Annotated in this window: 18 protein-coding genes and 1 riboswitch; of the genes, 12 read left to right on the top strand and 6 right to left on the bottom strand. The window is 66.7% G+C overall.

The window, feature by feature from the left end:
- Window positions 1-5: 5 nt before the first annotated feature.
- From BLV57_RS25195 to BLV57_RS25180, 4 genes are read right to left on the bottom strand one after another with little or no spacing between them, the layout of a single operon-like run.
- Window positions 6-1,604: an acyl-CoA carboxylase subunit beta gene (locus tag BLV57_RS25195; RefSeq protein ID WP_176968798.1), complete on the bottom strand. Its 1,599-nt coding sequence runs from the start codon at window positions 1,602-1,604 to the stop codon at window positions 6-8.
- Window positions 1,601-2,749 (bottom strand): acyl-CoA dehydrogenase family protein, encoded by a 1,149-nt coding sequence (locus BLV57_RS25190; protein ID WP_091292682.1) that lies wholly within the window; start codon window positions 2,747-2,749, stop codon window positions 1,601-1,603. The genes BLV57_RS25195 and BLV57_RS25190 overlap by 4 nt, the downstream gene beginning before the upstream one ends.
- A gap of 13 nt (window positions 2,750-2,762) precedes the next feature.
- Complete coding sequence (locus tag BLV57_RS25185; RefSeq protein WP_091292680.1) at window positions 2,763-4,445, bottom strand: acyclic terpene utilization AtuA family protein; 1,683 nt, start codon at window positions 4,443-4,445, stop codon at window positions 2,763-2,765.
- On the bottom strand, window positions 4,442-5,230 hold the full coding sequence (locus tag BLV57_RS25180) for a TIGR03084 family metal-binding protein (protein WP_091292678.1): 789 nt from the start codon (window positions 5,228-5,230) through the stop codon (window positions 4,442-4,444). Before BLV57_RS25180 ends, BLV57_RS25185 begins: the two co-directional genes overlap by 4 nt.
- 89 nt (window positions 5,231-5,319) lie before the next feature.
- Between BLV57_RS25180 and BLV57_RS25175 the strand changes: the two genes are divergently transcribed.
- The gene (locus tag BLV57_RS25175; protein WP_091292677.1) at window positions 5,320-5,694 is read left to right on the top strand and encodes a PH domain-containing protein; all 375 of its coding nucleotides are present in this window, start codon (window positions 5,320-5,322) and stop codon (window positions 5,692-5,694) included.
- 516 nt (window positions 5,695-6,210) lie between these two features.
- Window positions 6,211-9,999: an AAA family ATPase gene (locus tag BLV57_RS42960; RefSeq protein ID WP_342741221.1), complete on the top strand. Its 3,789-nt coding sequence runs from the start codon at window positions 6,211-6,213 to the stop codon at window positions 9,997-9,999.
- 269 nt (window positions 10,000-10,268) lie between these two features.
- Here BLV57_RS42960 and BLV57_RS25170 read toward each other — a convergent pair whose 3' ends face one another.
- Window positions 10,269-10,580, bottom strand: coding sequence for a hypothetical protein (locus tag BLV57_RS25170; RefSeq protein ID WP_143047143.1), 312 nt, complete (start codon window positions 10,578-10,580; stop codon window positions 10,269-10,271).
- Between the two features lie 177 nt (window positions 10,581-10,757).
- On the opposite strand from BLV57_RS25170, the gene BLV57_RS25165 reads away from it, so the two are divergent.
- The 3 genes from BLV57_RS25165 (at window position 10,758) to BLV57_RS43410 (ending at window position 13,043) form a co-directional block, all read left to right on the top strand.
- Window positions 10,758-11,408 carry a TetR/AcrR family transcriptional regulator gene (locus tag BLV57_RS25165; protein ID WP_091292673.1) on the top strand — a complete coding sequence of 217 codons (651 nt, stop codon included), beginning with the start codon at window positions 10,758-10,760 and terminating at the stop codon, window positions 11,406-11,408.
- A 10-nt stretch (window positions 11,409-11,418) separates the two neighbouring features.
- The gene (locus BLV57_RS25160) at window positions 11,419-12,180 is read left to right on the top strand and encodes a hypothetical protein (RefSeq protein WP_091292671.1); all 762 of its coding nucleotides are present in this window, start codon (window positions 11,419-11,421) and stop codon (window positions 12,178-12,180) included.
- 116 nt (window positions 12,181-12,296) lie between these two features.
- Window positions 12,297-13,043 (top strand): hypothetical protein, encoded by a 747-nt coding sequence (locus tag BLV57_RS43410; RefSeq protein ID WP_176968796.1) that lies wholly within the window; start codon window positions 12,297-12,299, stop codon window positions 13,041-13,043.
- Here the strand turns inward: BLV57_RS43410 and BLV57_RS25150 are convergent.
- A complete protein-coding gene (locus BLV57_RS25150; RefSeq protein ID WP_091292670.1) occupies window positions 13,028-13,480 on the bottom strand; it encodes an RICIN domain-containing protein in 453 nt (150 codons plus the stop codon). The two genes, BLV57_RS43410 and BLV57_RS25150, sit on opposite strands and share 16 nt — an antisense overlap.
- A 100-nt stretch (window positions 13,481-13,580) precedes the next feature.
- Here BLV57_RS25150 and BLV57_RS25145 point away from each other — a divergent pair, with 100 nt between their 5' ends.
- From BLV57_RS25145 to BLV57_RS25115, 7 genes are all read left to right on the top strand, one after another.
- Window positions 13,581-14,420, top strand: coding sequence for an enoyl-CoA hydratase-related protein (locus BLV57_RS25145; protein ID WP_091292668.1), 840 nt, complete (start codon window positions 13,581-13,583; stop codon window positions 14,418-14,420).
- Complete coding sequence (locus BLV57_RS25140; protein WP_091292666.1) at window positions 14,417-15,022, top strand: acetoacetate decarboxylase family protein; 606 nt, start codon at window positions 14,417-14,419, stop codon at window positions 15,020-15,022. The genes BLV57_RS25145 and BLV57_RS25140 overlap by 4 nt, the downstream gene beginning before the upstream one ends.
- A 233-nt stretch (window positions 15,023-15,255) precedes the next feature.
- Complete coding sequence (locus BLV57_RS25135) at window positions 15,256-18,168, top strand: ribonucleoside-diphosphate reductase subunit alpha (RefSeq protein ID WP_091292665.1); 2,913 nt, start codon at window positions 15,256-15,258, stop codon at window positions 18,166-18,168.
- A 77-nt stretch (window positions 18,169-18,245) separates the two neighbouring features.
- Complete coding sequence (locus BLV57_RS25130) at window positions 18,246-19,325, top strand: ribonucleotide-diphosphate reductase subunit beta (RefSeq protein ID WP_091292663.1); 1,080 nt, start codon at window positions 18,246-18,248, stop codon at window positions 19,323-19,325.
- 802 nt (window positions 19,326-20,127) lie between these two features.
- Window positions 20,128-20,347, top strand: a riboswitch (cobalamin riboswitch).
- Window positions 20,348-20,444: 97 nt separating this feature from the next.
- Window positions 20,445-22,694: a 5-methyltetrahydropteroyltriglutamate--homocysteine S-methyltransferase gene (metE, locus tag BLV57_RS25125; protein ID WP_091292661.1), complete on the top strand. Its 2,250-nt coding sequence runs from the start codon at window positions 20,445-20,447 to the stop codon at window positions 22,692-22,694.
- Window positions 22,695-22,850: 156 nt separating this feature from the next.
- Window positions 22,851-24,284: a cytochrome P450 gene (locus BLV57_RS25120; RefSeq protein WP_091292659.1), complete on the top strand. Its 1,434-nt coding sequence runs from the start codon at window positions 22,851-22,853 to the stop codon at window positions 24,282-24,284.
- 188 nt (window positions 24,285-24,472) lie between these two features.
- Window positions 24,473-26,326 carry a diguanylate cyclase domain-containing protein gene (locus BLV57_RS25115; RefSeq protein ID WP_245757507.1) on the top strand — a complete coding sequence of 618 codons (1,854 nt, stop codon included), beginning with the start codon at window positions 24,473-24,475 and terminating at the stop codon, window positions 26,324-26,326.
- Window positions 26,327-26,378 lie beyond the last annotated feature (52 nt).

Here is a 26,378-nt window from a genome sequence, read left to right as displayed (position 1 = left end):
CGCCCTCACATCCGGAAGACGCCGAAACCGTCGGCGCCCTTCACTGGTCCATTGTGGATCACGGACAGGCTGAGCCCGAGCACCGTGCGGGTGTCACGCGGGTCGATGATGCCGTCGTCGTAGAGCATCCCCGACAGGAACATCGGCATGGACTCGGCTTCGATCTGGCCCTCGACCATGGCTCGCATGGCGGCGTCGTGCTCCTCGTTGTACTCCTGGCCCCGCGACGCGGCCGCCTGCCTGGCCACAATGGACAGCACGCCGGCGAGCTGAGCCGGGCCCATCACCGCGGACTTGGCGCTGGGCCACGCGAACAGGAACCGGGGATCGAAGGCGCGGCCGCACATCCCGTAGTGCCCGGCGCCGTACGACGCTCCCATGAGGACGGACAGGTGCGGCACCTTCGAGTTCGACACCGCGTTGATCATCATCGCGCCGTGCTTGATGATGCCGCTCTGCTCGTACTCCTTGCCGACCATGTAGCCGGTCGTGTTGTGCAGGAACACCAGCGGCGTGTCGATCTGGTTGGCCAGCTGGATGAACTGCGCCGCCTTCTGCGACTCCTCGCCGAACAGCACGCCCTGCGCGTTGGCGAGGACGCCGACCGGATACCCGTGGATGGTCGCCCAGCCGGTGGCCAGGCTCGACCCGTACAGCGGCTTGAACTCGTCGAAGTCGGAGCCGTCGACGACCCTGGCGATCACCTCGCGCGGGTCGAACGGCACCTTGAGATCCGTCGGCACGATGCCGAGCAGATCCTCGGGGTCGAACAGCGGCTCGGCGTAGTCGAGCGCCGGGGTCTGCCCCTGCTTGCGCCAGTTCAGGCGCTTGATGATGCTGCGGCCGAGCCGGATCGCGTCCTGCTCATCGTGGGCGAGGTAGTCGGCGAGACCCGAGGTGCGCGCGTGCATCTCCGCGCCACCCAAGGATTCGTCGTCGGACTCCTCGCCGGTCGCCATCTTGACCAGCGGCGGCCCGCCGAGGAACACCTTCGCGCGTTCCTTGACCATCACGACGTAGTCCGACATGCCCGGCAGGTACGCGCCGCCCGCGGTCGAGTTGCCGAACACCAGCGCGACGGTCGGCACCTTGGCCGCCGACGACCGCGTGATGTCGCGGAAGATCCGGCCGCCGGGGATGAAGATCTCCTTCTGCGTGGGGAGATCCGCGCCGCCGGACTCGACCAGGTTGATCACCGGGAGCCGGTTCTGCGCGGCGATGTCGGCCGCGCGGTAGCTCTTCTTGGCCGTCCACGGGTTGCTCGCGCCGCCCTTGACCGTCGGGTCGCTGGCCGAGATCAGGCATTCGACGCCTTCGACCACGCCGATGCCGGTGATCACGCTCGCGCCCACCTGGTAGTTCGAGCCCCACGCCGCCAGCGGCGACAGCTCGAGGAACGGCGAGTCCTCGTCGATAAGCAGCTCGATGCGTTCGCGGGCAAGGAGTTTGCCGCGTTTGCGATGCCGCTCGACGTATTTCTCGCCACCGCCCGCGATGGCCTTCGCGTGCTCGCCGTCGATCTCCGCGAGCTTACCGAGCATGGCCTCACGGTTCGCGGCGAACTCCGCGCTCCGAGAGTCCACAGTGGACCTGATAGCAGTCATGCCGTGTATCCCAATCGCTTGGCGGCCAGGCCGGTCAAGATCTCGTTGGTGCCGCCGCCGATGCCGAGGATCCGGACATCGCGGTAGTGCCGTTCCACTTCGGACTCCCGCATGTAGCCGAGCCCGCCGTGCAGCTGGACCGCCTCGTTGACCACCCATTCGGCGGCCTCCACGGCGGTGTTCTTCGCGAAGCAGGCCTCGGCGATGACCTCTTCGCCCGCGACGTGCCGCAGCGCGACATCACGGGTGTACGTCCGCGCGACGTCGATCTTGCGCGCCATCTCGGTCAGCTTGTGCTGCACCAGCTGCCGCGAGATCAGCGGGCGGCCGAACGTCTCCCGAGCCCGGCACCAGTCCAGCGTGAGGTCGAGCGCGCGCTGCGCGTGCGCGTAGCCCTGGATGGCCAGCGAGACCCGCTCGGTGACGAACTGGGTGGCCACCTGCGCGAACCCGCTGTTCTCGGCGCCGACCAGGTTCTCCACCGGCACCCGCACGTCCACGTAGGACAGCTCGGCCGTGTCGGAGCACAGCCAGCCCATCTTCTCCAGCTTCCGCGTCACAGTGAACCCGGGCGTCCCACGCTCGACGACGATCAGCGAGATCCCGTGCGCGCCTTTGTCGCCGGTCCTGACCACCGTGGTCACGAAATCGGCACGGCAGCCCGAGGTGATGAACGTCTTGGCGCCGTTGATGACGTACTCGTCACCCTCGCGCACGGCCGTGGTGCGGATCCCCGCGACGTCCGAGCCGCCGTCGGGCTCGGTCACCGCGAGCGAGCCGATCTTGGCGCCCTCCAGCGTCGGCCGGACCCAGCGTTCGATCTGCACCGGGTCACCGGCGGCGGCGATATGCGGCACGGCGATCCCGCAGGTGAACAACGACGCGAACAGCCCGCCCGAGCCGCCCGCGTAGTGCATCTCCTCGGCGACGACCAGGGCGTCGAGGAAGTTGCCGTCCCCGCCGCCGACCTCCTCGGGGAAGCCGACCCCGAGCAGCCCGATCTCTCCCGCCTTGCGATGCAGGTCGCGCGGCAGCTCGCCCTCGCGCTCCCAGTCGTCGAGATGCGGCAGCACCTCGGTCTCGACGAACCGCCGCACGGTCTTGCGCAGCTCATTCCGTTCGGGAGTCTCGAAGATCTCTTTCACAGCACGATCTCTTTCACAGCAGGCTCTCCGGAACGTCGATTTCCCTGGACCGCAGCCATTCGCCGAGCGCCTTGGCCTGCGGGTCGAACCGCGCCTGCGACGCGACGCCCTCGCCGAGGATGCCCTCGACCACGAAGTTCATCGCCCAGAGGTTCGGCAGCAGGTGCCGGGTGACCTTCAGGCTCGCGGTCTCCGGCAGCAGCAGCTGGAACTCGGCCACGGTGAGCCGGTGCGCCAGCCACTTCCAGGCGTCCTCCGAGCGCACCCAGACCCCGAGATTCGCGTTGCCGCCCTTGTCACCACTGCGTGCGCCGATCACGCGTCCCAGCGGAACCCGTGTCATCGCACCGGCGAACCGCGGCTCCGGCAACTCCGGCTCATCCACTTCGGACAATTCGAGGGTCTCGGACGCCTGCGCGATGTCCACTCGGGAGCCATCGGGCAGCACCGCGATGTGCGGTACCTGCTGAGCGTCCACAAAGGCCGCTTCGTAGACCCCGTACGGCGACGCGGCCGAAGGCGGCGCGGTGACGTGGAAACCGGGGTAGCTCGCCAGCGCGAGTTCGATGGCCGCGCCGCTGAACGCCCGCCCGGCGATGTTCGGGTCGGCGTCCTTGACCGCGCAGTGCAGCAGCGCGCTCGCGAGCTGCTCGCTGTCGGCGTCCGGGTGATCGGTGCGCGCGAGGGTCCAGCGGATCTCGGCGGGCGGCTTCTCCTTCAAAGCGCCTTCGAGTTGTTCCCTGACCAGCAAGGCTTTCCGCTCGATGTCGAGTCCGGTGAGGACGAACGTGGTCTCGTTGCGGAAGCCGCCGAGCCGGTTGAGGCAGACCTTGAGCGTCGGCGGTGGCGGCTCGCCTTTCGCGCCGGTGATCCGGACGCGGTCGGGCCCGTCCTGCGTCAGCGTCAGCGTGTCGAACCGGGTGGTCACGTCGGGTCCGGCGTAGCGCGCGCCGGTGATCTCGTACAGCAGCTGGGCGGTGACCGTGCCGACGTTGACCACGCCGCCGGTGCCCTCGTGCTTGGTGATCACGCTCGACCCGTCGGCCTCGAGCTCGGCGATCGGGAACCCGGGCACGCCGATCTCGTGCTCGGTGAAGAACGCGTAGTTCCCGCCGGTGGCCTGGGCCCCGCATTCGATCACGTGTCCCGCGACGACCGCGCCGGCGAGCGCGTCGTAGTCGTCACGCGCCCAGCCGTAGTGCGCGGCGGCCGGTCCGACGATCACCGAAGCGTCGGTGACGCGGCCGGTGACCACGACATCGGCCCCGGCGTTCAGGCATTCCGCGATCCCCCACGCGCCGAGATAAGCGTTGGCGGTCAACGGTTTTCCGAACTCCTCACCGCGACCGATGAGGTCGTCGCCCTCGACATGCGCGATGCTGACGTCGAGCCCGAGCTTCGCGACGAGCTCCCGCAGCGCTTCGGCCAGCCCTGCCGGGTTCAAGCCACCGGCGTTGGCGACGATCTTGACGCCCTTTTCCTTGGCCAGCCCGAGGTTTTCCTCCATCTGGCGCAGGAACGTCTTGGCGTATCCGCGCGCGGGGTCCTTCATCCGGTCCCTGCCGAGGATGAGCATGGTCAGCTCGGCCAGGTAGTCGCCGGTCAGGTAGTCGAGCGGCCCGCCGGTGAGCATCTCGCGCACGGCGGAGAACCGGTCGCCGTAGAACCCGGACGCGTTGCCGATCCGCACGGTCATGCGCGCTGCCCCGGCTCACGCCCGCCACCCGGCGCGCCCGCGAACGCCTGTGCGATGGTGAGCCATTCTTCGACACCCTCGCCCTTGGCGACGAGGTCGCTGTCCGACGGATGCAGCCGCTGCGTCACCACCAGGCAGAAGTCGAGCGCGCTGCCGGTGAGCCGCTGCTCGGCGTCCTCCGGCCCGAAAGCCCAGGTGGTGCCATCGGGCGCGGCGAGCTCGACCCGGAATTCCTCGGCAGGCGGCGCGAGCGAGTGCAGCTTGAAGGCGAAGTCCCGCGTCCGCGTGCCGATCCGCGCGACATGCCACAGCCGGGGCGTCGCGGGGTGCTCGAGCCCGAAGGTGTCGAAGATGTCCTGGCCGTGCGCCCAGGTCTCCATCAACCGCGCGGTCGCCATCGACGCGGCCCGCATCGGCGGCCCGTACCAAGGGATCTTCTCCCCCTCCGGCAGCGCGGCCAGCGCGTCCGCGAGCTGCGCGCGCCCTTCACGCCACTCGGCCAGCAGCACGCGAGGCGGCTTCTCGGCGCCCTCGGCGGCGCCGACGTCGACGAAGTTCTCGGTGGTCAGCGCCTTTTCGATCTCGGACTGCCAGTCACCTGGCCTGGTCACGGCGATCAGCGACTTCTGATCGGTCCAGGCCAGATGCGCGACCTGATGCGCGACCGTCCAGCCCGGCGCCGGTGTCGCCCTGGCCCAGTCCGACGCGGGCAACCCGGCCACGACGTCGTCGATCGTCTGTGTTTCGGCCGCGAGATCACCCAGGATCACGCCGAGGTCAGCCATACCCGCCTCCTTGCGTCGGTGACCACACTGGCACCGTCCGCAGTAAAAATCAAGCGCGCATGATTGTTTCTGCTCCGTACCCTGGCGAGGTGATCGACTTCGAGAAAGCCTCAGTCTTCAAGCTGTCGCCGTGCAAGCCGGACGCCATCGCTGCGACCGTCGCACCGCTGATCATCCCCGGCGAGGAGCTCGTCTCGGCCTTCAAGGGCGCCCGCGACTTCGTGGTCTTCACGAACAAGCGGCTGATCGCGGTGAACGTCCAGGGCATGACCGGCAAGAAGAAGGACTTCACTTCCCTGCCGTACAGCCGGATCCAGGCGTTCTCGATCGAGACGGCCGGGACGTTCGACCTCGACGCGGAGCTGGAGCTGTGGTTCAGCGGGCTCGGCAAGGTGCGGTTCGAGTTCAGGGGCGGCTCGGGGATCCGGCAGCTCGGTCACCTGATCGCTTCGTACGTGCTGTAGATCATCGGACACAAGCGAAGGTCGCGAACAATGTTCGCAATCCTCCTGAAGCTTGGTACAAACTCGCAGCTGAAGCGACCGACCCTCTCCATGGGTGAACTGCATCGGACCACTGACTAAGACGCAGAGTCTTACCCTATCTATCGCAGCTGCCTGCGGTGCCTGCGTACAGGCACCGCAGGTAGGATCACCCCTTGTTTCGTTTTTCCTGGCGACTCCGCCGAAATCGCACTGCTGCCTCGCCGAGCTTCACACTCAGGTTCAGACATGTGAGCAGCTGCGCCACGATGTCAAGCAGGTCACGAATTCCCATGACAGTCACATCCTTCATCCGGTTTGCGATAGGTCCGGTATAGGTCCGGCGCGCAGCGTTCGGGGAAGTCTGCGAACGATCGGCGAACGACGTTGATTTGACGGCGTGTTCGCCGTTCGTTCGACGTTCGGCGACGAACAGTCAAAGGGGTGTCGGTGGCAGGCAATAGACTTGAGCCGTTGGACCGTGCCACTCCTCCAGCAATGCGCGCGTTGGCCGAAGGCCTGCGTCGAGCGATGGTCGACGCCGACTACACCGTTCTGAGAACCCTGGCAGGCGACGCACAGCTAGCCGCCTCGACGGTGTCTAACGCTCTAAGCGGGAAGACTGTCCCTTCCTGGCGTACGACGCAGTTTCTATTGCAAACGTGTGGCATACAACCCAACGCACACTGGCGGAAAGTCTGGGAAGCCGCGAGGGATGCCGAGCAACCACCTGACGCCCTGCCCCAGGATGATGAGCCTCGACAGGAGCCAGACACAGTTAGGTCTCACCAACCTGGACTATTCTCAATTCGGCCACCAGTAGGGAGCCTTCCTGCCCGAGTCCGCGGCCGAGCCGCCATAGTCTCCCGACTAACAACTCTTGTGGCCAAGCCGCGGCCGATGCTCCAGGTACTGCACGGCCTCGGCGGCTGCGGCAAGACCACGATCGCGCTCGAGGTTGCTCGTCTAGTCCAGGAGTCTGGCCACCCGGTCTACTGGGTGTCAGCAGCTGAGCGAGGCGGATTCGTTGCCAGTATGCGTCAGGTAGCTCGTGAGATCGGGATACCCGCGGGTGACATCGAGCAGGCTTGGTCAGGACGATCAAGCGCGATGGACATGTTATGGAGGCATCTCGATAGCGCGCAGCAACCGTGGCTGCTCATAGTCGACAATGCAGATGTGCCGGAAGTGCTCGCCTCACCTGGTAGAATCGCCGGCGACGGCACGGGTTGGGTCAGGCCGAGCAGGTCAGGCACAACGATACTCACCTCACGAGTTGGAACGCCGGCCACCTGGGGCAGCCAGGCCGAGCGACACCATGTGGGCGTACTAGGCGAAAAAGACGCAGCAGATGTCCTTGTCGACCTTGCTGGCCACGCAGGTGACAAAGAAGAGGCAAATGCGCTAGCCGAACGTCTCGGGGGACTTCCCCTTGCACTTCGTTCAGCTGGGAGCTACCTCAGTCGCACAGCCCGGGGCGCAGGCCTGTTACGCCGACCTGCTCGTATTACCACATTCGACGCCTATCGGCTGGCCCTCGGCAACCTTGGCACAGAACTCCTCGATGAAGGTCAGCCATGGCCAAATGAGAGCGAGCGTCTCGAACGGCTACATCGTGGCCTTGTAGGACGCACCTGGGAGATGAGCCTCGACCTACTTGAAGCTCAGGGGATCGCTCAAGCACGCCCGCTTATGCGGCTTATCTCGTGCTTCGCCCCGGCGCCGTTGCCCGTTGAATTGATCGCCGAAGACGAATCCTACCTACCCTCACTAGAGCAGCTCGACCGCGCACTTGAGGCATTGGTAGATCTCGACATGCTGACGGTGACCCGAACCAGTCCAAGCGCGGATGACAGTGCCCAGTCCACCTGTTTGGTCGGCCATCGGCTAGTTCTTGAAGCAACCGCGAGCCGCCTGCGGGAGCTGCCCGCCGCAGAACAGGCAATCACTTGGCGGGCAGCAGCACGTCTAATCACTGTGGCGGGCGCACCCGCTCCTGAGGAACCGCAGAATTGGGACTGGTGGAGGCTTATCTTGCCTCACGTGGCCACCCTCGTTTCCGTGATACCTAGCAATGACTCGAGCGTACTTATTGAAGCACTTCACCAGGGCTTACGGGGTTACGCGTACATGTCGTTCTCCAGCACATTCGACGGCGCGACCACCTATAGCCAGATGCTTTTGGATCGATCTCTCACACTGCCAGATAGCCATCCGGTACGGCTCGCAGCCCGCCATCGCGAGCTCCTCGCCAGCTCCCGGCCGGCTGCAGATCTAGCTAGGGAATACGAGGACGTCTTGAGCCGACAAGTCACCGTGCTTGGCCCAGATCATCCTGACACCTTGATCACCGACCACCAACTGGCTACCGTCCTGGCAGAAACTCATGGCAAAATAGCGAGCCTCCGAGAGATACGCCGAGTGGCGGAGCGTCGCGCCATATTGTTTGGCCCAGCGAATCCCTACACACTCGTATCTCAAGACGAGCTTGTTGATCTACTAATTAGCCTAGACCACAAAGATGAAGCGGAGGCGTTGCTTCGAACAGTAGTCGAAGACTGCGAGCGGTTCCTCGGCCCAACCAACCACTACACACTCATGTGGACAATGAAGCTGACCCGAGAGCTCATAAACCAAGGACGGGTCGACGTTGATCTCGACGAAATGCTTCAAGGACACAATCGACAAGCGACACCGTTAGCCGCGCAAGTCGAGATCGCCCGCGTGTTAGCTTTACTCGAACGACATACTGAAGCAGAACTAGAATACAAGACAATTCTCGAACGACTCCAAGCGACAGGACAGGAGAGAACCGGCCGCTACCGGCAAGCCCTACGCTCCTTATGCTTCAGTTTACATGAACAAGGTCGACTCAAGGAAGCATTCGAACTACACTCGAACGCAATTCGCAACTGCGGCCATTCCGATGATCTTCGTATTTACAATTTACGACTACGCTTGGACCACGTCGAGCTACATACTTGGGCGAAACAATGGGACGAAGCCGAAGGTGAACTCCGAAAATTATTGAGCGACCTCACATTAACCGCTACCAGCGACCCAACTTTAGAACTCGACGTCCGCCGAAAACTTACTTTCGTGCTAGCAGCACAAGACAAAGACGCGGCGACAGAAAGGGAAGAAGCTGTACTCGCCGAACTCTGCGAACAAAGCTTTGGAGCTACGTACTGGCGAACCCGCCGAGCTCTTTGGAACCATGCACAAAGCCTTAAACTTTTGGGCCGGAACCGCGCCGCACTCAAGGTCTACCGCAAATGCTTACAGGTCGAGGAGATTATATTCCCCGCCAATCATGACGACATTACGGCAACCCGAACTCGCATTGTAGAGATGCGTCTCAAAATTGGTGAGATGAGCGCAGATCAAGCGGTATCTGAATTCTTTGCGATACCATGGAAAGACGCACAAACGCGCGATTCCCGATACCTGCAACTGGCTTCCGCGGTCGCCACCGCGCGGCGACTAAACGGCGACGCCGACGGCGCACTAGAAGCACTTACCGAACTGGAAGAGCAGTACCGCCAGCAAGATTCTCCTGGACACGAATCATTGCTGACAGTACTACGGAGCATTTCCTCATTGCTGATTGACCTAGAGCGCCCACGAGACGCACTCGACAAATGCTACGAATACCGCAAACTACTAGAAAATAAACACGAACAAGACGCATCTCGCAAATTGTTCGCAGCTCGACGCATAGTCAACCTCCAACTTATGCTCGGTGAGATTTCAAACGAAGAGGCGCTCGGTAAAATCGAATCTCTACTCTCCGAATACTCAGAGGAGTTTGCACCCTTTTCGGACCGCATCCTGCATCTTCGTCGCCGAATCGCATTACTACAGCACGCCATGGGCGAAATTGACCGCGCCGAGATTGAATTACGATATATTGTCACAGTTTGCCAAATGCGACGCGAGCCAGAAGATGCGATCCACCGAATTGCAACCTGGAACCTATCAGTGTTACTAATGGACCATGGACGTTTCGATGAAGCTTTACCACTACTGGAAGGCTGCCTGGCAGCCGAACGTGCAACCTACGAGGAAGCTGACAATCGGGACATCCTCAGGACACGAAGGCGCATCGCATGGTGTCGCCGCGAACTGAACGTCGCCAGTATCGTTGACACGATCGCGGAATACACGGATATACTCAAGGGGTTGATCCTTCACGATGGCGAAAACGGCACCTTGCCAACCGCAATTCGGAACGCATTACACGAGCTGAAGGGCACACCAAGCAAACATAGCCCGCTAACACATTGAAAGCCGTGCAAGCCTAAACATGCGCAAATGACCAACGTTTTGCATAACTTCACTCCGAGAGGAGGTCGACGAAGGGAATAGAGCAGGTCACGCACGCTTACCGTCACCTCGGTTGCAGCACTCACCGACGACAGGTTCGCCTGAACATGCACGATCGTCGCAGGCACCCGCAGTTGCCACCGGCGACGAGGTCCTGCCATCGCGACCAACCCGAGGCACCGCCGTCTCAGTTAGTCAGTGAGCGAGCTGAGAGCCACAACTCGCGACGGTCAGGAATCCACCCGCTGCGCGGTGATGAGGTCGAACACCTCGCTGTACTCGATCGACAGCCGGTCCACGACCTCGGACAGATCGGCCAGCCCCTCGGCGGCCGGGTCCTGCCGGTTCCACTGGTCGACGAGCCTGCGGTACTGCGGGATCTCGGCCGCCGTGTCCCGGTAGGTCCGCTCGACCTCGGCCAGCATGGCCGCGTCGAGGCCGCCGGGCACCGCGCGCAGCAGCCGCTGCTGGTCGAGTGTGGCGCCGAGCAGCTCCCTCGCCAGCGCGAGCAGGACCGGCGGTGTCGCCGTCTGCTTGTTCACCTTGCTCACCCTTTCGCCGCAGCCCCTACCGAAGGTATCGCCGAACGGCCGTGAAATGTGACCTCGCACAGGTCGCGAACCGATACCGAACGCCCCGATCCCCGACCCAGTCTTGAGCGGTCGCTCAATCTTGAGCTACGCTTCGTTTTGAGCGAGTGCTCAAAACCAGGAGGGCGCATGGGTGGCTCTACGGTGTCCGGCACGGCCAGTACCCGGCAGCGCCTTGTCGACGGCACGATCGAGACCATCCGCGAACACGGCCTGACGGGCACGTCGGCACGGAGCATCGCGGCCGCCGCCGGGGTGAACCAGGCACTCGTCTTCTACCACTTCGGCAGCGTCAACGACCTGATCAAGGCCGCCTGCCTGGCCGAGACCGAGTCGCGGGTCGCCCCGTTCGCCGCCCGCCTCGAGCAGGTCGCGGACCTGCGTCAACTGCTCGCGCTCGGCCGTGCGCTGCACACCGAGGAACGCGCGCGCGGCAACGTCCGGGTGCTGGCGCGCATGCTCGCCGCCGCTCAGTCGGACGCGGATCTGGCCGCGACCACGACGGCGGCGCTGCGACTGTGGATCACCCCGATCGAGCGGGCACTGACCAGGTTGCTGGCCGGCTCGCCGCTGTCGGGGTCCACCGACGTCGGCGGACTCGCCCGCGCGATCTGTGCCGGGTTCATCGGGTTGGAGCTGTTCGAAGGCGTCGATCCCGATGGCGCGCACGCGGCACTCGACGCGCTGGATCAGCTCGCCGTGCTCGTCGAGGTCGTGGAAGGCCTCGGGGTCGTCGCGCGCCGCGCCTTGCAGTCGAAGCTTCGCAAGACCAAGAGATAAGGACGGATCCATGGGGGAATACCGGAAATGGCTGCTCGGCGCACTCGCGCTGGCGGGGGTGATCGCCGTCGTGGTGGCGTTCAGTGGCGAACCCCCCGAGTGGACGACCTTCACCGCGGAGGTCGTCGGCGTGCACCGTACCGGCGAACGCACCGCGGCGATCGAGGTGAGCCTTCCGGCAGGCGACTCCCTGTGTGCCCGCGACCCGCACATCGAACTGCTCCAAGACCAGGAACCGGGACGGCCGGACATCATCTACGCCAACGTGGTGTACTCCTCGGCGCGGGCGAACGTCGTCGGCGGCTGCCCCACGACCGCCCCCGCGGAGGTCCCGTTGACCGTCGCCGCACCGCTGGGCGACCGGGTACTGATGTTCAACTCGCTCAACCCGCCGTGGACCGCCGACGGCGATCACTACCGCCGCTGCCACCCGCGCCTCGGCTGCCATCCGCCCGCCGACCGCTGCGATCAGGCCTGGATCACCCAGTTCACGTTCAGCCTCGACGTGCCGACCAGGCACGCGGACTCCATGACGACCACGCGCGGCTGCGACGGCCAGTGGCTGGTTCTCGACTTCAACCGTGCCGCGGGCGAATGTCCGGCACTCGACGGCGCACCGACCTGCCGGTCGGACGCACACCCGGTCCGGTTGTTCCTGCGGTCCGCTCCCGCCGGCTGGGAAACGGTTGCCAGCACTCGAGAAGCGGGCTGCGCGGAGGTACCCGCGGAATTCCCGCGCACGCTGTGCCAAAACCTGCCCGCCCCGGCCTGAGCTGCCCGTTCGGGCGGCCTTTTGCGCGGCAAGCCGAGCCCTCAAGCCGGTGTCGCGCCGAGCCGGAAACTGATCTCCTTGACCATCAAGAATTGTCATGGCCGGAGGAGGAAGTCATGGGCTGGCGGGTCGCCCGATCACTCGATGTCCTATTAGGACAGCTCAACACCTTGGCGCCCCAGCGCTCCAAGGCCTCCGACGGCTCCATCGGCGACGCGGCGCACGCCAGCAGGGACTCCGACCACAATCCCTGGTACGGCCCCGGAATCGTCACCGCGCGGGACTTCACCCACGACCCGGCGGGCGGGCTCGACGGGAACTGGCTCGCCGAGAAGCTCGTCGCGTCGCGGGATCCGCGGATCAAGTACGTGATCTGGAACCGGCGGATCGTCGACTCGCGGCCCGGCAACAACCCGTGGCGCTGGGTTCCCTACAACGGGACGAACCCGCACACGAAACACGTGCACGTCTCGGTCATGCCGAACGCGAGCGCCGAAGACCAGCGCGCGTGGGCGCTCGGCGGTGACGCGAACGTGCAGCACATCGAAGACGAGGAGGTGCTGACCGGACCGCTCGACCACGCCTACGAGGCGAGCGGGGAACGGCAGTACCACCATCGCACGATCGAGACGCGGTCGATCTCGTCGGTCGTCGGTGACGTGTGGTTCTCGGTGTCCGCTGGCTACGCGGACATGGAGAACCTGTTCCTGTTCTTCAACGGGGTCCAGGCGCCGATCCACGTGCCCAAGGTCCCCAGTGACACCCGCCAGGTGTGGGCCGTGCCGGACGGCTGCGGCTCGATCTCGTGGGAGTACGACTGCGCGGGACCGTCGAGCTCCGCGGTGATCTACGGCAACCGCTGAATCCCGAACACCTGCCGCGGCTGCCCGTCCGCGCACAGCTGGACGCGCACGAGGCCGCTGTCGGCGACGGACCAGCACCAGGGCGCGAAACCGCCGGACGAGATCTGCCCCGTGTGCACCCAAGGCTCGGCGGGACACCCGCCGAGCAGCAGTATCGTGCCCCGGTTGGCGACGTCGGCAGTGCGAGCACACTGGCCGCTGCCGGCGTTGCGGAGCACGCGGGTGGCCGGGTCCCAGCGCCACCACTGGGCCCGGCCGCCCGAGCACGCCGTCACCTGCACGGTCGCGAACCCGTCGAGCGGATGCGGACCGCCGGCACAGCGCTCCCCCGCCTTGATCAGGAACGGTCCCGCGCCGGGGAAAGCGGCCTCCGCCGGAGCCCCGGCGAGGCCCATGGCCAGCACCGATGCCACCACGCCGAGCCGCCGCAAGATCATGGGTCGACGGTAGTACCGGCCCGGCCGCGCACCTGTCACACGAACGGGTACCGCTATTGACACCTTGCCAGTAGCGCGGGGCGTGCCCTAACGTCGAACCATGGCCGACTATGCCGAGATCACCTACGCGGTCGACGAGCGCGTCGCGACGATCACGCTCAACCGCCCGGAAGCCCGCAACGGCTACACGATCCGGATGTCCGACGAGCTCGGCGCCGCGATGGACCGCGCCGACCGGGACGAGGACGTGCGGGTCGTGGTGCTGACCGGCGAGGGCAAGGACTTCTGCGTCGGCGCGGATCTCAGCCAGGGCGGTTTCGACTTCGACCCGGCGCGCGGGCCGGACCCCGAATGGCAGGAACCGGCCGGGCGCTGCGCGAAGCGCGTCTACACGATGAACAAGCCGGTCATCGCCGCGCTGCGGGGCGCCGCGGTCGGCGGCGGCATCACCATCACGCTCCCTTGCGACTACCGGCTCGCGTCGACCGACTCGAAGTTCGGCTTCGTCTTCACCCGCCGAGGCATCTACCCCGAGGGCGCGTCCGCGTGGTTCCTGCCGCGGCTCGTCGGCATGGGCACCGCACTCGACTGGATGATCAGCGGCCGCGTCTTCACCGCTGACGAAGCGCTTGAGAAAGGCCTCGTGCACAGCGTCCACGAACCGGACGAAGTGCTTAATAAGGCCTACGAGCTGGCGCGCGAGATCATCGCGACCACGTCGCCGGTGTCGGTGGCGGTCACCCGGCAGCTGCTCTATCGCATGGCCAGCGCCGAAACCCCGTTCCCGGTGCACGCGCTCGACTCGAAGCTCATCGGCGGCCTCGGCACGAGCCCGGACGCGATCGAGGGCGTCATGTCCTTCCTGCAGAAGCGCCCGCCCGAGTTCGGGATGCGCGTCGACAAGGATCTGCCACCCTATTTGCCGTGGCTGAGCGAATGACGTACCCGCCCGAACCCTGGAACCTCGCGGGCCAGGCGTACCTGTCGATCTGGCGGGTGCCCGCCGATCGCCTGCCCGAACTGCCCGAAGGCGTCAAGCCGGTGCTGCTCGGCGGCCGCGCGCAGGTCTTCACCGCCTGGGTCGACTACCAGCCACCGGGGCAGCTCTCCTATCACGAGCTGCTGGCGACGGTCGCCGTGCACGGGCCCCGGGTGTCCAGCTCGATCACCGACATCTGGGTCGACAGCGAGATCTCACTCGCGGGCGGGCGCGAGCTGTGGGGCATCCCGAAGGATCTCGCCACGCTCGCCTTCACCCACGGCAAGACCTTCACCGCCTCTGCGGCCCTCGAAGACGGCTGGATCGCCACCGCCGCCTTCACCCCGCGGCTCGGGCTGCCGGTCGCCGCGCCCGCCGCGTTCGATGTCGTCCAAACCCTCAAGGGTGACTTGAAGCGGAGTCCGGTCCGGGCGAAGGCGCGTCCGCATCTGGCGTCGGCGGACTGGTCGGTCAACCCGGACGGGCCGCTCGGCTACTTAGCCGGTCACCGACCGGCACTGAGCCTCCACGTTCGGGATTTCTCGCTGCGCTTCGGCGGCTGAACGACCGCCTGATCAGCTTCTCTGTGTGATCGTGTAACCCGCCGGGGTGAGAACGACACGCCATCCCTTGGGTCGCGTGCGAGCTTCCACCCCTACATGTAGTCTCTGTGGACCGGCAGCGCCCAGCGACGGGAGACCGCTGAGGAGCGGGGCCGGCCAACACTTTGATGTAGCAGCAGCACACGGTCCGACGGGTCCCTGTGCCGATCGAACGCGCCCTTTTGGAGACACGCATGTCAGTGGAAACGAACCAGCGGCCACCCTCTTCGCCGGACTCCGCGCCCGCCTCGGTGCGGGTCATCCGGCGTGACGGCAGCGTGTCGCCCTTCGACGCGAACAAGATCTCCGTGGCGATGACGAAGGCGTTCCTCGCGGTCGAGGGCGGCGACGCGGCCGTGTCCTCCCGCATCCACCACGTCGTGTCCGAGCTGACCCAGCAGGTCGAGGCCGCGCTGCTGCGCCACGCCGGTCCCGAGACCGCGCTGCACATCGAGCAGATCCAGGACATGGTCGAGCTCTCGCTCATGCGCGGCGAGCACCACAAGGTCGCCCGCGCCTACGTGCTCTACCGCGACGAGCGCGCGAAGGCCCGCAAGGCCACCACGCCGGTCCCGGCCGAGCTGGCGATCAGCGTCAAGGGCGTCGACGGCAAGCTCCGCCCGCTCGACTGGGCGCGCGTGTCCCACGTCGTGGGCGAGGCCGTCGCCGGGCTCGACGACGTCAACGCCGAGGCCGTGCTCGCCGAGGCCAAGCGCAACCTCTACGACGGCATCTCCGCCGACGAGCTCGCGCTCGCGCAGATCATGGCCGCCCGCGTGCTGGTCGAGCAGGAGCCGAACTACTCCTACGTCAGCGCCCGGCTGCTCGCCGACAAGCTGCGCTCGGAAGCGCTGTCCTACCTCGCCGGCGCGCCGCGCCTGGCCAGCCAGGACGAGATGGAGACGCTGTACGCGCCGTACTTCCGCGACTACCTGCGCCGCGCCGTCGAGCTGGAGCTGGTCGACGCCGAGCTGCTGAGCTTCGACCTCGACAAGATCACCGCGGCCATCAAGCCCGACCGCGACCTCGACTTCGGCTTCCTCGGCCTGCAGACCCTGTACGACCGGTACTTCCAGCACCACAACGGTGTCCGGTTCGAGCTGCCGCAGGCGTTCTTCATGCGCGTCGCCATGGGCCTGGCCATCCGCGAGGACAACCGCGAAGCCCGCGCGATCGAGTTCTACGAGCTGCTGTCGTCGTTCCACTTCATGGCTTCGACGCCGACGCTGTTCAACTCGGGCACCACGCGCCCGCAGCTCTCGTCCTGCTTCCTGACCACTGTGGACGACGACCTGGACTCGATCTTCCAGGCGTACAAGAACAACGCGCTGCTCGCCAAGTACTCCGGCGGCCTCGGCAACGACTGGACCCCGGTCCGCGGCCTCGGCGCGCACATCAAGGGCACCAACGGCCAGTCGCAGGGTGTCGTGCCGTTCCTCAAGATCGCCAACGACACCGCGGTCGCGGTGAACCAGGGCGGCAAGCGCAAGGGCGCGGCCTGCGCGTACCTCGAGACCTGGCACGTGGACATCGAGGAGTTCCTCGACCTGCGCAAGAACACCGGTGACGACCGCCGCCGCACCCACGACATGAACACCGCCAACTGGGTGCCCGACGAGTTCCTCCGCCGCGTCGAGGCCGACGCCCAGTGGACCCTGTTCTCCCCGAACGAGACCCCCGACCTGCACGACCTCTACGGCACCGCGTTCGCCGAGCGCTACCGTGAGTACGAGGCCGCCGCCGAGCGCGGCGAGATGAAGGTCTTCCGCCGGGTCCGCGCCGTGGAGCTGTGGCGCCGGATGCTGACCATGCTGTTCGAGACCGGCCACCCGTGGATCACCTTCAAGGACCCGTGCAACCTGCGCTCGCCGCAGCAGCACACCGGCGTCGTGCACTCGTCCAACCTGTGCACCGAGATCACGCTGAACACCAGCGTCGACGAGGTCGCGGTCTGCAACCTGGGCTCGGTCAACCTGCTCAAGCACGTCACGCCCGATGGCCTCGACACCCAGCGTCTCGAGAAGACCGTGCGCACCGCGGTCCGCATGCTCGACAACGTCATCGACATCAACTTCTACACGATCCCGGAAGCGCGCCGGTCCAACCTGCGCCACCGCCCCATCGGCCTCGGCCTGATGGGCTTCCAGGACGCGCTGTTCGAGCTCGGCCTGCCGCTCTCGTCCGACGCGGCCGTGCAGTTCGCCGACCAGAGCATGGAGCACATCTCCTACTACGCGATCTCGGCGTCGACCGACCTCGCCGAGGAGCGCGGCCAGTACCAGACCTTCGAGGGTTCGCTGTGGAGCCGCGGCATCCTGCCGATCGACTCGCTGCAGCTGCTCATCGACGCCCGCCAGGGTGACGCGCTCGACGTCGACACCTCGTCCACTTTGGACTGGGCGCCGCTGCGCGAGCGCGTCAAGACCGTGGGTATGCGCAACTCCAACGTGATGGCGATCGCGCCGACCGCGACGATCTCCAACATCTGCGGGGTCGGGCAGTCGATCGAGCCGCTGTTCCAGAACCTGTTCGTCAAGTCGAACATGTCCGGCGACTTCACCGTGGTCAACCCGCACCTGGTCAAGAGCCTCAAGGAGCGCGGGCTCTGGGACGAGGTCATGGTCTCGGACCTGAAGTACTTCGACGGCAGCCTCGGCCAGATCGACCGCGTGCCCGACGACCTGAAGGCCTTGTACGCCACCGCGTTCGAGGTGGAGAGCCGCTGGCTGATCGACGCGGGCTCGCGTCGCCAGAAGTGGATCGACCAGGCGCAGTCGCTCAACCTCTACATCGCGGCGCCGAGCGGCCGCAAGCTCGACGAGCTGTACCGTTACGCGTGGCACAAGGGTCTCAAGACGACCTACTACCTGCGCGCCCAGTCGGCCACGCACGTCGAGAAGTCGACCCTGCGCGGCACCGACGGCAAGCTGAACGCCGTCTCGGCCACCCCGGCCCCCGCCGCCGCTCCGCCCGCCGTGGTCCCGGTCGCGGCCCCCGCGGTGAAGGCGGAGCCGAAGGAGATGCCCGCGGTGTCCGATGTGGACTTCGTGGCTGCCGAAGGCGCCGCCTGCCGCATCGACGACCCCGACTGCGAAGCCTGCCAGTAACAACTGCTCGTGAGTGATGCCGACGGTCAGAACCGTCGGCATCACTCACGACCCTCAACGCCTTCTGGAGCCTATTCATGACCACAGTGGACCCCCAGCTCGCCGACGCGACGGGCCTCGGCGAGATCGAGGTCGGCGCCGCGCGCATCAACGTCGACGACAAGCGCATGATCAACGCCCGCGCCGACGTCAACCAGCTCCTGCCGATGAAGTACACCTGGGCCTGGGAGAAGTACCTCGCCGGCTGCAACAACCACTGGATGCCGACCGAGGTCGCCATGCAGGCGGACATCGCGCTCTGGAAGTCCAAGGACGGCCTGACCGACGACGAGCGCCAGATGCTCAAGCGCAACCTCGGCTTCTTCGCGACCGCGGAGTCCTTGGTGGCCAACAACATCGTGCTCGCGGTGTACCGCCAGATCACCAACCCCGAGTGCCGCCAGTACCTGCTGCGCCAGGCGTTCGAGGAGGCCGTGCACACGCACACCTTCCAGTACATCTGCGAGAGCCTCGGCCTGGTCGAGGGCGAGCTGTTCAACATGTACCGCGAGGTCCCGTCGATCTCCGCCAAGGACGCCTGGGCGCTCAAGCACACCCAGAACCTGGAGAACCCGGACTTCGAGACCGGCACCCCGGAGGCCGACCAGGCCTTCCTGCGTGACCTCGTCGCGTTCTACGTGATCTTCGAGGGCATGTGGTTCTACACCGGCTTCGCCCAGATCCTCTCGCTGGGCCGCCGCAACAAGATGATCGGCATCGCCGAGCAGTACCAGTACATCCTGCGTGATGAGTCGATCCACCTGAACTTCGGCATCGACTGCATCAACCAGATCAAGATCGAGAACCCGCACCTGTGGACCCCGGAGTTCCAGGCCGAGATCCGCGACATGCTCACCGAGGCCTGCGAGCTCGAGGTCGCCTACGCCCGCGACACCATGCCCCGCGGCATGCTCGGCCTCTCGGCGGAGCTGTGCGAGCAGTACATGCACTTCATCACCGACCGCCGCGCCCAGCAGATCGGCCTCGCGCCGATCTTCGGCCAGGAGGAGAACCCCTTCCCCTGGATGTCCGAGGCGATGGACCTGAAGAAGGAGAAGAACTTCTTCGAGACCCGCGTCATCGAGTACCAGTCGGGCGGCGCCCTCGACTGGGACTGAGCCTGACGGACTCGTGAGCGTTGCGGGCGGTTCTATTGAGGGGGAACGCAAAGGTGGCGTGACTGTCGGCTTGGGCTCGGGGGTCGTGAGTGGTACGGCCGGTTCTAACCGGCCTAAACACTCACGACCCCCGAGGGACCCGCCTCGCAGTCGGTGGGCTTGGGTCAGGGCCTCCCTCACCCGAACCCACCGAGTCAGGGCCTCCCTCACCCGAAATGTCGGGTGAGGGAGGCCCTGACCACCTGCAACCGGGTGAGGAAGGCCCTCACCCAGCCGCATCGGGCACGCCACATTTGCCCTTCCCCTCAACAACCGCCCGCAACGCGCACGACCCCCTGTGAACTGCCAGGCGCGGAAACGAACGCCACGTTCGCCATGGTCACCGTGACGAACGTGGCGTTCGTTTTTGGTGACGTGTCGTCCATCTGTGCACGCGTGTCGTCCGTCCATGCACGCGTGTCGTCCATCTGTGTACGGGTCCCGTCCGTCCGCGTACGTCGGCTCGGCTGGAAGCTCACTACGGTCGAGGGTCGTGAGTGTTCCGGCCGGTTCCACTTGCAGGCAAGGCAACTGTGGCGCGGCGGATGAGTTGATCTTCGCGAGTGGTGGAATCTGGACGTTGAGCGGCCAGATTCGTCCATTGGCTGCGGTTGATCACCTCGTGTGCTCCGCCAGGGCGAGGTGACTGAGGGGGTCGTGAGTGTTTTCGCCGGTTAGAACCGGCCGCAACACTCACGACCCTGGACCTGACGGATCCTTCCACGGACTGGGAGTGATCAAGACCCAGGCGGCGAGAACCGCTACGCTCGGCTACGCCACTGGTTCCCCTTGGCGTGGCAAGTCGTGCCAAGGGGAGGCAACAGGGAACCCGGTGTGAATCCGGGACTGCCCCGCAGCGGTATGTGGGAACGAAAGCCGTCACCGAGAGGTCAAGCACTGGACGCGAGTCCGGGAAGCGACGGCGAGTAGGACCGAGCGTGACGCCCACGAGTCCGAAGACCTGCCCGTGGTGCGTGTGCCGACGGCATGCGCGAGTCCGGGCCTCGCGGGAGGGCACGACACGTCATGGTGTCTTTCCGCGCGCACGGGCTCCTTCGACGAGCTCGCGAGGAGAGAGCTGTGACCACACGCATCGGCACGACCGTGCTGGGCTACCCCCGGATCGGTCCCGACCGGGAACTCAAGAAGGCCGTCGAGGCCTACTGGGCGGGCCGGATCGACGAGACCACACTCCAAGAAACAGCCGCGAGGCTGCGCACCACCACGGTCGACGAGCTGCGGGCGGCCGGGCTGGACACGGTCCCGTCGAACACCTTCTCCTTCTACGACCAGATGCTCGACACGACCGTGCTGTTCGGCGCGCTGCCGAAGCGGTTCACCGACCTCGGGCTTTCGCCGCTGGACACCTACTTCGCCGCCGCGCGCGGTGTCCAGGAAGCGCCCGCGCTGGAGATGACGAAGTGGTTCGACACCAACTACCACTACCTAGTGCCCGAACTGGGCCCGGACACCTGCTTCGCGCTCAGCGGCACCAAGCCGCTCGACGAGTATCGCGAGGCGAACAGCGAGACCCGGCCGGTGCTCGTCGGCCCGCTCACCTACCTGCTGCTCTCCAAGCCGACGACCGAGGGCTTCGATCCGCTGCGGCTGCTGGACCAGCTGCTCGTCGCCTACACCGAGCTGTTCGCCCAGCTGCACCAAGCGGGCGTGCAGTGGGTCCAGCTCGACGAGCCCGCCTTCGCGGGTGACCGCACGGACCGGGAGCTTCAGCTGCTGTCGTACGCCTACCGCGTGCTCGGCGGGCTGACGCTGCGGCCGAAGGTGCTGGTCGCGGGATACTTCGGCAAGCTGGGTAAGGCGCTGGGAGTGCTGGCGCGCTCGCCCATCGAGGCGCTGGCCGTCGATCTGGTGACCGATCCGTCCGAAGTGGACGCTGTCGCGGCCGAAGGTGCGCTCAGGGACAAGGAAGTCGTCGCGGGTGTTGTCGACGGGCGCAACATCTGGCGCGTCGACATCGACGCCGCGCTGAGCAAGGCGGCGACGCTGCTCGGGACGGCCGGGCAGGTCGGCGTGTCGACTTCGTGTTCGCTGCTGCATGTTCCCTACGACGTCGAGCGCGAGGACCTCGGCCGGGTCAGCGAGTGGCTGGCGTTCGCGCGGCAGAAGGTCGGTGAGGTCGTGCTGATCGGGCGCGCGCTGCGCGAGGACGTCGACCTCACCCAAGCGCGCGCGGCCACGAAAAGCCGTGCCACGGCGAAGGATCTGGTCGACGACCGCGTCCGCGCGCGGTTGCGGGCGCTGCGTCCCGAGCACACGCGGAGGCCGCCGTACGCCCAGCGCGCGGCCGCCCAGCAGAAGACGCTGCGACTGCCCGCGCTGCCGTCCACGACCATCGGCTCCTTCCCCCAGACCGCCGAGGTCCGCAAGGCCCGTGCCGCGCACCGGGCGGGCAAGCTCGGCGACGACGACTACCGCGCCGCGATGCACGCCGAGATCGACAAAGTGGTGCGGCTGCAGGAAGATCTCGGCCTCGACGTGCTCGTGCACGGCGAGCCCGAGCGCAACGACATGGTCCAGTACTTCGCCGAGCAGCTGACCGGGTTCGCCGCGACGGAGTTCGGCTGGGTCCAGTCCTACGGCTCGCGCTGCGTCCGGCCGCCGATCCTGTACGGCGACGTCTCGCGCCCGGCGCCGATGACCGTCGAGTGGGCGCGCTACGCCCAGGCGCTGACCGGCAAGCCGGTGAAGGGCATGCTCACCGGCCCTGCGACGATCCTCGCGTGGTCGTTCGTCCGCGACGACCAGCCGCTGGGCGAGACCGCGCGCCAGGTCGCGCTGGCCATCCGCGACGAGGTGCACGACCTGGAGTCGGCGGGCATCCGGATCATCCAGGTCGACGAGCCCGCGCTGCGTGAGCTGCTGCCCCTGCGTGCGGCCGAGCACGAGGCGTACTTCGCGTGGGCGGTCGACTCGTTCCGGCTCGCCACCTCGGGCATCTCGGACTCCACCCAGATCCACACGCACATGTGCTACTCGGAGTTCGGCGAGGTGCTGCCCGCGATCGACGCCCTCGACGCCGACGTGACCAGCATCGAGGCCACCCGCTCGAAGATGGAGGTGCTCGCCGACCTGAGCTCGGCCGGCTTCGGCCGCGGCGTCGGGCCGGGTGTCTACGACATCCACTCACCGCGCGTCCCGACCATCGACGAGGTCACCGGCCTCCTGCGGACCGCGATCGGCGCCGTGCCGCCCGAGCGGGTCTGGGTCAACCCCGACTGCGGCCTCAAGACCCGGGGCTACGCGGAGGTCGAACCCGCGCTGCGCAACCTGGTCGCGGCCGCGCACCACGTCCGCGCCGAGCTGACGTAGCCGGGATAAAGCGGGCTTTATGCCACCCCGGGATAAAGCCCGCTTTATCCCGGGGTGGCCGGGGTGGCCTACGACTTGATCGAACGCGCTGTTGACGTTGCGCCAACAGAGGAGGATGGTAGGAGGCTGGGCTTCTCGGCGAGGAGAGGTGCGCAGATGACGAGTGCCGTCGGCAAACTGCTCGATCGGGTACCACCGCTGACCTCACTGCCCTTGCCCCGCTCGGTCGACCGCCGCTGGCTCACCAGTCACGGCCCGGTCAGCGAACTCGCGCCGGCCCCCGAGGGCCTCAAGCCGATACTCGGCGACCCCGGCGCGCCCGTCATCGGGCACTCGCTCAGCTTCATGCGGTTCGGCCAGGAGTTCGGCCTGCAGCGCTTCGCCGAGTTCGGCCCCGTCTCCTGGATGGGCGCGTTCGGCAACCGCATCATCACGGTCAGCGGCGCGGACGCCACGCAGGCCGTGCTGACCAACAAGGACAAGGCGTTCTCCCAGGAGGCGTGGCAGTTCTTCATCGGCAAGTTCTTCCCGCGCGGGCTGATGCTGCTGGACTTCGCCGAGCACCACATGCATCGCCGGATCATGCAGCAGGCGTTCACCCGCGACCGGCTCACCGGCTACGTCGCGCAGATGGGCCCGACGGTCCGCGACGGCGTCCGCGCGCTCGCCGCCGATCCGCACCCCCGGCTCTACCGGGCGCTCAAGCAGCTCACGCTCGACATCGCGAGCCGCGTGTTCATGGACATGCCCAGCGGCCACGACGCCGACGCGATCAACCGCGCGTTCGTGGACGCCGTCCGCGCTGGCACGGCGATCGTCCGTTACCCCGTGCCAGGCGGGCGCTGGGCGGCCGGGCTGCGCGGACGCAGGACGCTGGAGGCCTACTTCGGCCGCAACCTCGCGGCCAAGCGCCGCCACGACGGCGGCGACCTGTTCTCCGCGCTGTGCCACGCGTCCACAGAGGACGGTGAGCGGTACACCGACGAGGACGTCGTCAACCAGATGATCTTCCTGATGATGGCCGCGCACGACACGAGCACCATCACCAGCACCACCGCCGCCTACTACCTGGCGAAATACCCGCACTGGCAGGAAAAAGCCCGCGAGGAGTCGCTGCGGCTCGGCGACGGCATCCCGGACATCGAAGCACTCGAAAGCCTTCAGACGCTCGAACTGGTCATCAAGGAGTCACTGCGGCTCGTGCCGCCGGTGCCGACCATGGCCAGGCAGACCGTCAAGGACACCGAACTGCTCGGCTTCCACCTGCCCCGGGGCATGATGGTCAGCGTTTCGCCCACGGCCAACCATTTCGACACCGCGCACTGGACGAACCCGCACGAGTTCGACCCGGAACGCTTCGCCGAGCCGCGCCGCGAGGACAAGGCGCACCGGTTCGCCTGGATGCCGTTCGGCGGCGGCGCGCACAAGTGCATCGGGCTGCATTTCGGGATGCTGGAAGTGAAAGCGCTGCTCCACGAGATGCTGCGCCACTACGAGTGGCATGTGCCCGCGGCTTACACCGCACGCTGGGACTATGTATCCTTACCGGTGCCCGTCGACGGTCTGCCGGTGCACTTGGTCAAGCGTTAACACGGTTGGAAGAGCCCATTCGGGACACGTCACGCAGAGTAGTCAATTCCTGCGCGATGATCACTCTTTCAGCCGGTAGACACCCCCCATTGCACATGATGGCGTGGCATGACTCTCCGCCAGTATTGGGCTTGTGCCGACCGCACATGCCTTGACCTGGCGTTAATCCCCGTGTGAAGAGGTGGAGTGTGCCGGAACCTGGTGCCGCGCCAGGGTTGGTGGACGTCGCCCGCGAGTGGGCGGCGGCGTTGGCCGACACTAAAGGAGTATCCCTTCCCCCGGAGGAGCTCGAAGGCATCCTGCTGAAAGTCGCGAACGACGCGCTCGCCAGCGCCAAGGCCGCGCAGTCCGCCGCGCTCCAGCGGTTCGCGGCGCTGTACTCCGCCTCCCCGACCGGCATCGCGCTCGCCGACCGCGACGGGGTCATCGTCGAGGCGAACGACGCGCTCGGCGAACTGCTCGGCTGCGCGCCGGAATCGTTGCGCGGCAGGACGATCAGCGGCCTCGCCGCCACCGAGCGCGACGCCACGACGCTCCGCATCGGACTCGAAGACCTCAACTCCCCCACCCTCGCCCGGTTCCGCGAGCGCGTGCTGCTGCAGCACGCCGAGGACGGCCAGCTCTGGACCGACGTCACGCTCGCCTACCTGCCCGGCGACGCGCCCGGCGCGCAGTACCCGATGCTCATGGTGTCCGACGCCAACGAGGTGCACCTGCTGCAGGAAACGCTGCGGCACCAGAACATCCACGACGCGCTGACCGGCCTGCCCAACGCGTCGCGCTTCAAGACGAAGCTCGAATCCGCGCTCGGCACCAGGGCCGGCGGCCAGATCGCGCTGATCTACCTGGACATCGACGGCTTCAAGGTGATCAACGACGGGCTCGGCGCCGGCGTCGGCGACCAGGTGCTGCGCGGGGTCGCGAGCAAACTGTCCGCGGTGTTCACGCCGGTGCACGACGGCTTCGTCTCCCGGCTCTCCGGTGACGGCTTCGGCATCCTGCTGCACGGCGCCGACATCGCGCCGACCGAGGTGATCGGGCTCGTCGAGCGCGCGCTCGAGGACCTCGCGGAGCCGATCTACCTGGGCGGCCACGGCATCGGCGTCAGCGCGAGCGCGGGCATCGTCGTCCGCTCGGTCACCGACGGCGGGCCGGAGGAGCTGCTGCGCGCGGCCGAAATCGCGCTGCACCGCGCGAAAGAGGCGGGCAAGGCGCAGTGGATGCTGTTCGATCCCGAGCTCGACGCCCGTGACCGGGCGCGCTACCAGCTCGGCGCCGTGATCGCGGGCGCGCTGGAGAACGGCGAGTTCTCGCTCATCTACCAGCCGACGGTCAAGCTCGCCAAGCCCGACGAACTCGCCGCGGTCAACGCGGGCCTGCGCTGGAACCACCCCGAGCTCGGCGAGCTCGACTCCGACGAGTTCTACCCGCTCGCCCAGACCACCGGCATGACCATCCCACTCGGGCGCTGGCTGCTGGCCGAGTCGCTCGCGGCGACCTCGCGCTGGCGGTCCAGATTCGGCCCGGCGGCGCCGGACGTCTGCATCCGGCTGCCGAACCGGCTCGCCATCGACCCCGACCTGGTGCTGCTCGTCAAGGAGCAGCTGGACCGCCACAACCTGCCCGCGCAGGCGCTGCGGCTCTGCACGGACCGCGAGTCCGTGCTCGACACCCGCGGCGAGGTGCTCGACTCGTTCGCGGTCCTCGCCGACCTCGGCGCCAAGCTGGTGCTGACGGTCACCGGCAGCGCCGACCTGGAACTGATCCCGCAGCACCGGTTGCCGGTGCAGCACGTGATCCTGTCCGGCGCGGTCATCGACGCGCTCGCCGACACCCCCGGCGACGCCGCCGACCGTCACCTTGGCCAGCTCGTCACCCGTGCCCGCGAACTGGGCCTGCGCATCGGCGCCGAGGGCGTCCGCCACGACGAGCAGGCCGCCAAGCTCAAGTCGCTCGGCGTCCTCGCCGCGCGCGGCGCGTTCGTCGCGGAGACCGCCACCGGGGACGAGGTCGACGAGCTGATCGAGCGGCACGCGGACTAAGTTGGGGCAATCCCGGGCGGCAGCGGCGCCGAATACCGGTGAGAACCGCCGT

The organism is Amycolatopsis xylanica (genome assembly GCF_900107045.1).
GTDB lineage: Bacteria > Actinomycetota > Actinomycetes > Mycobacteriales > Pseudonocardiaceae > Amycolatopsis > Amycolatopsis xylanica.
This window is presented reverse-complemented; position numbering and strand designations above follow the sequence as displayed.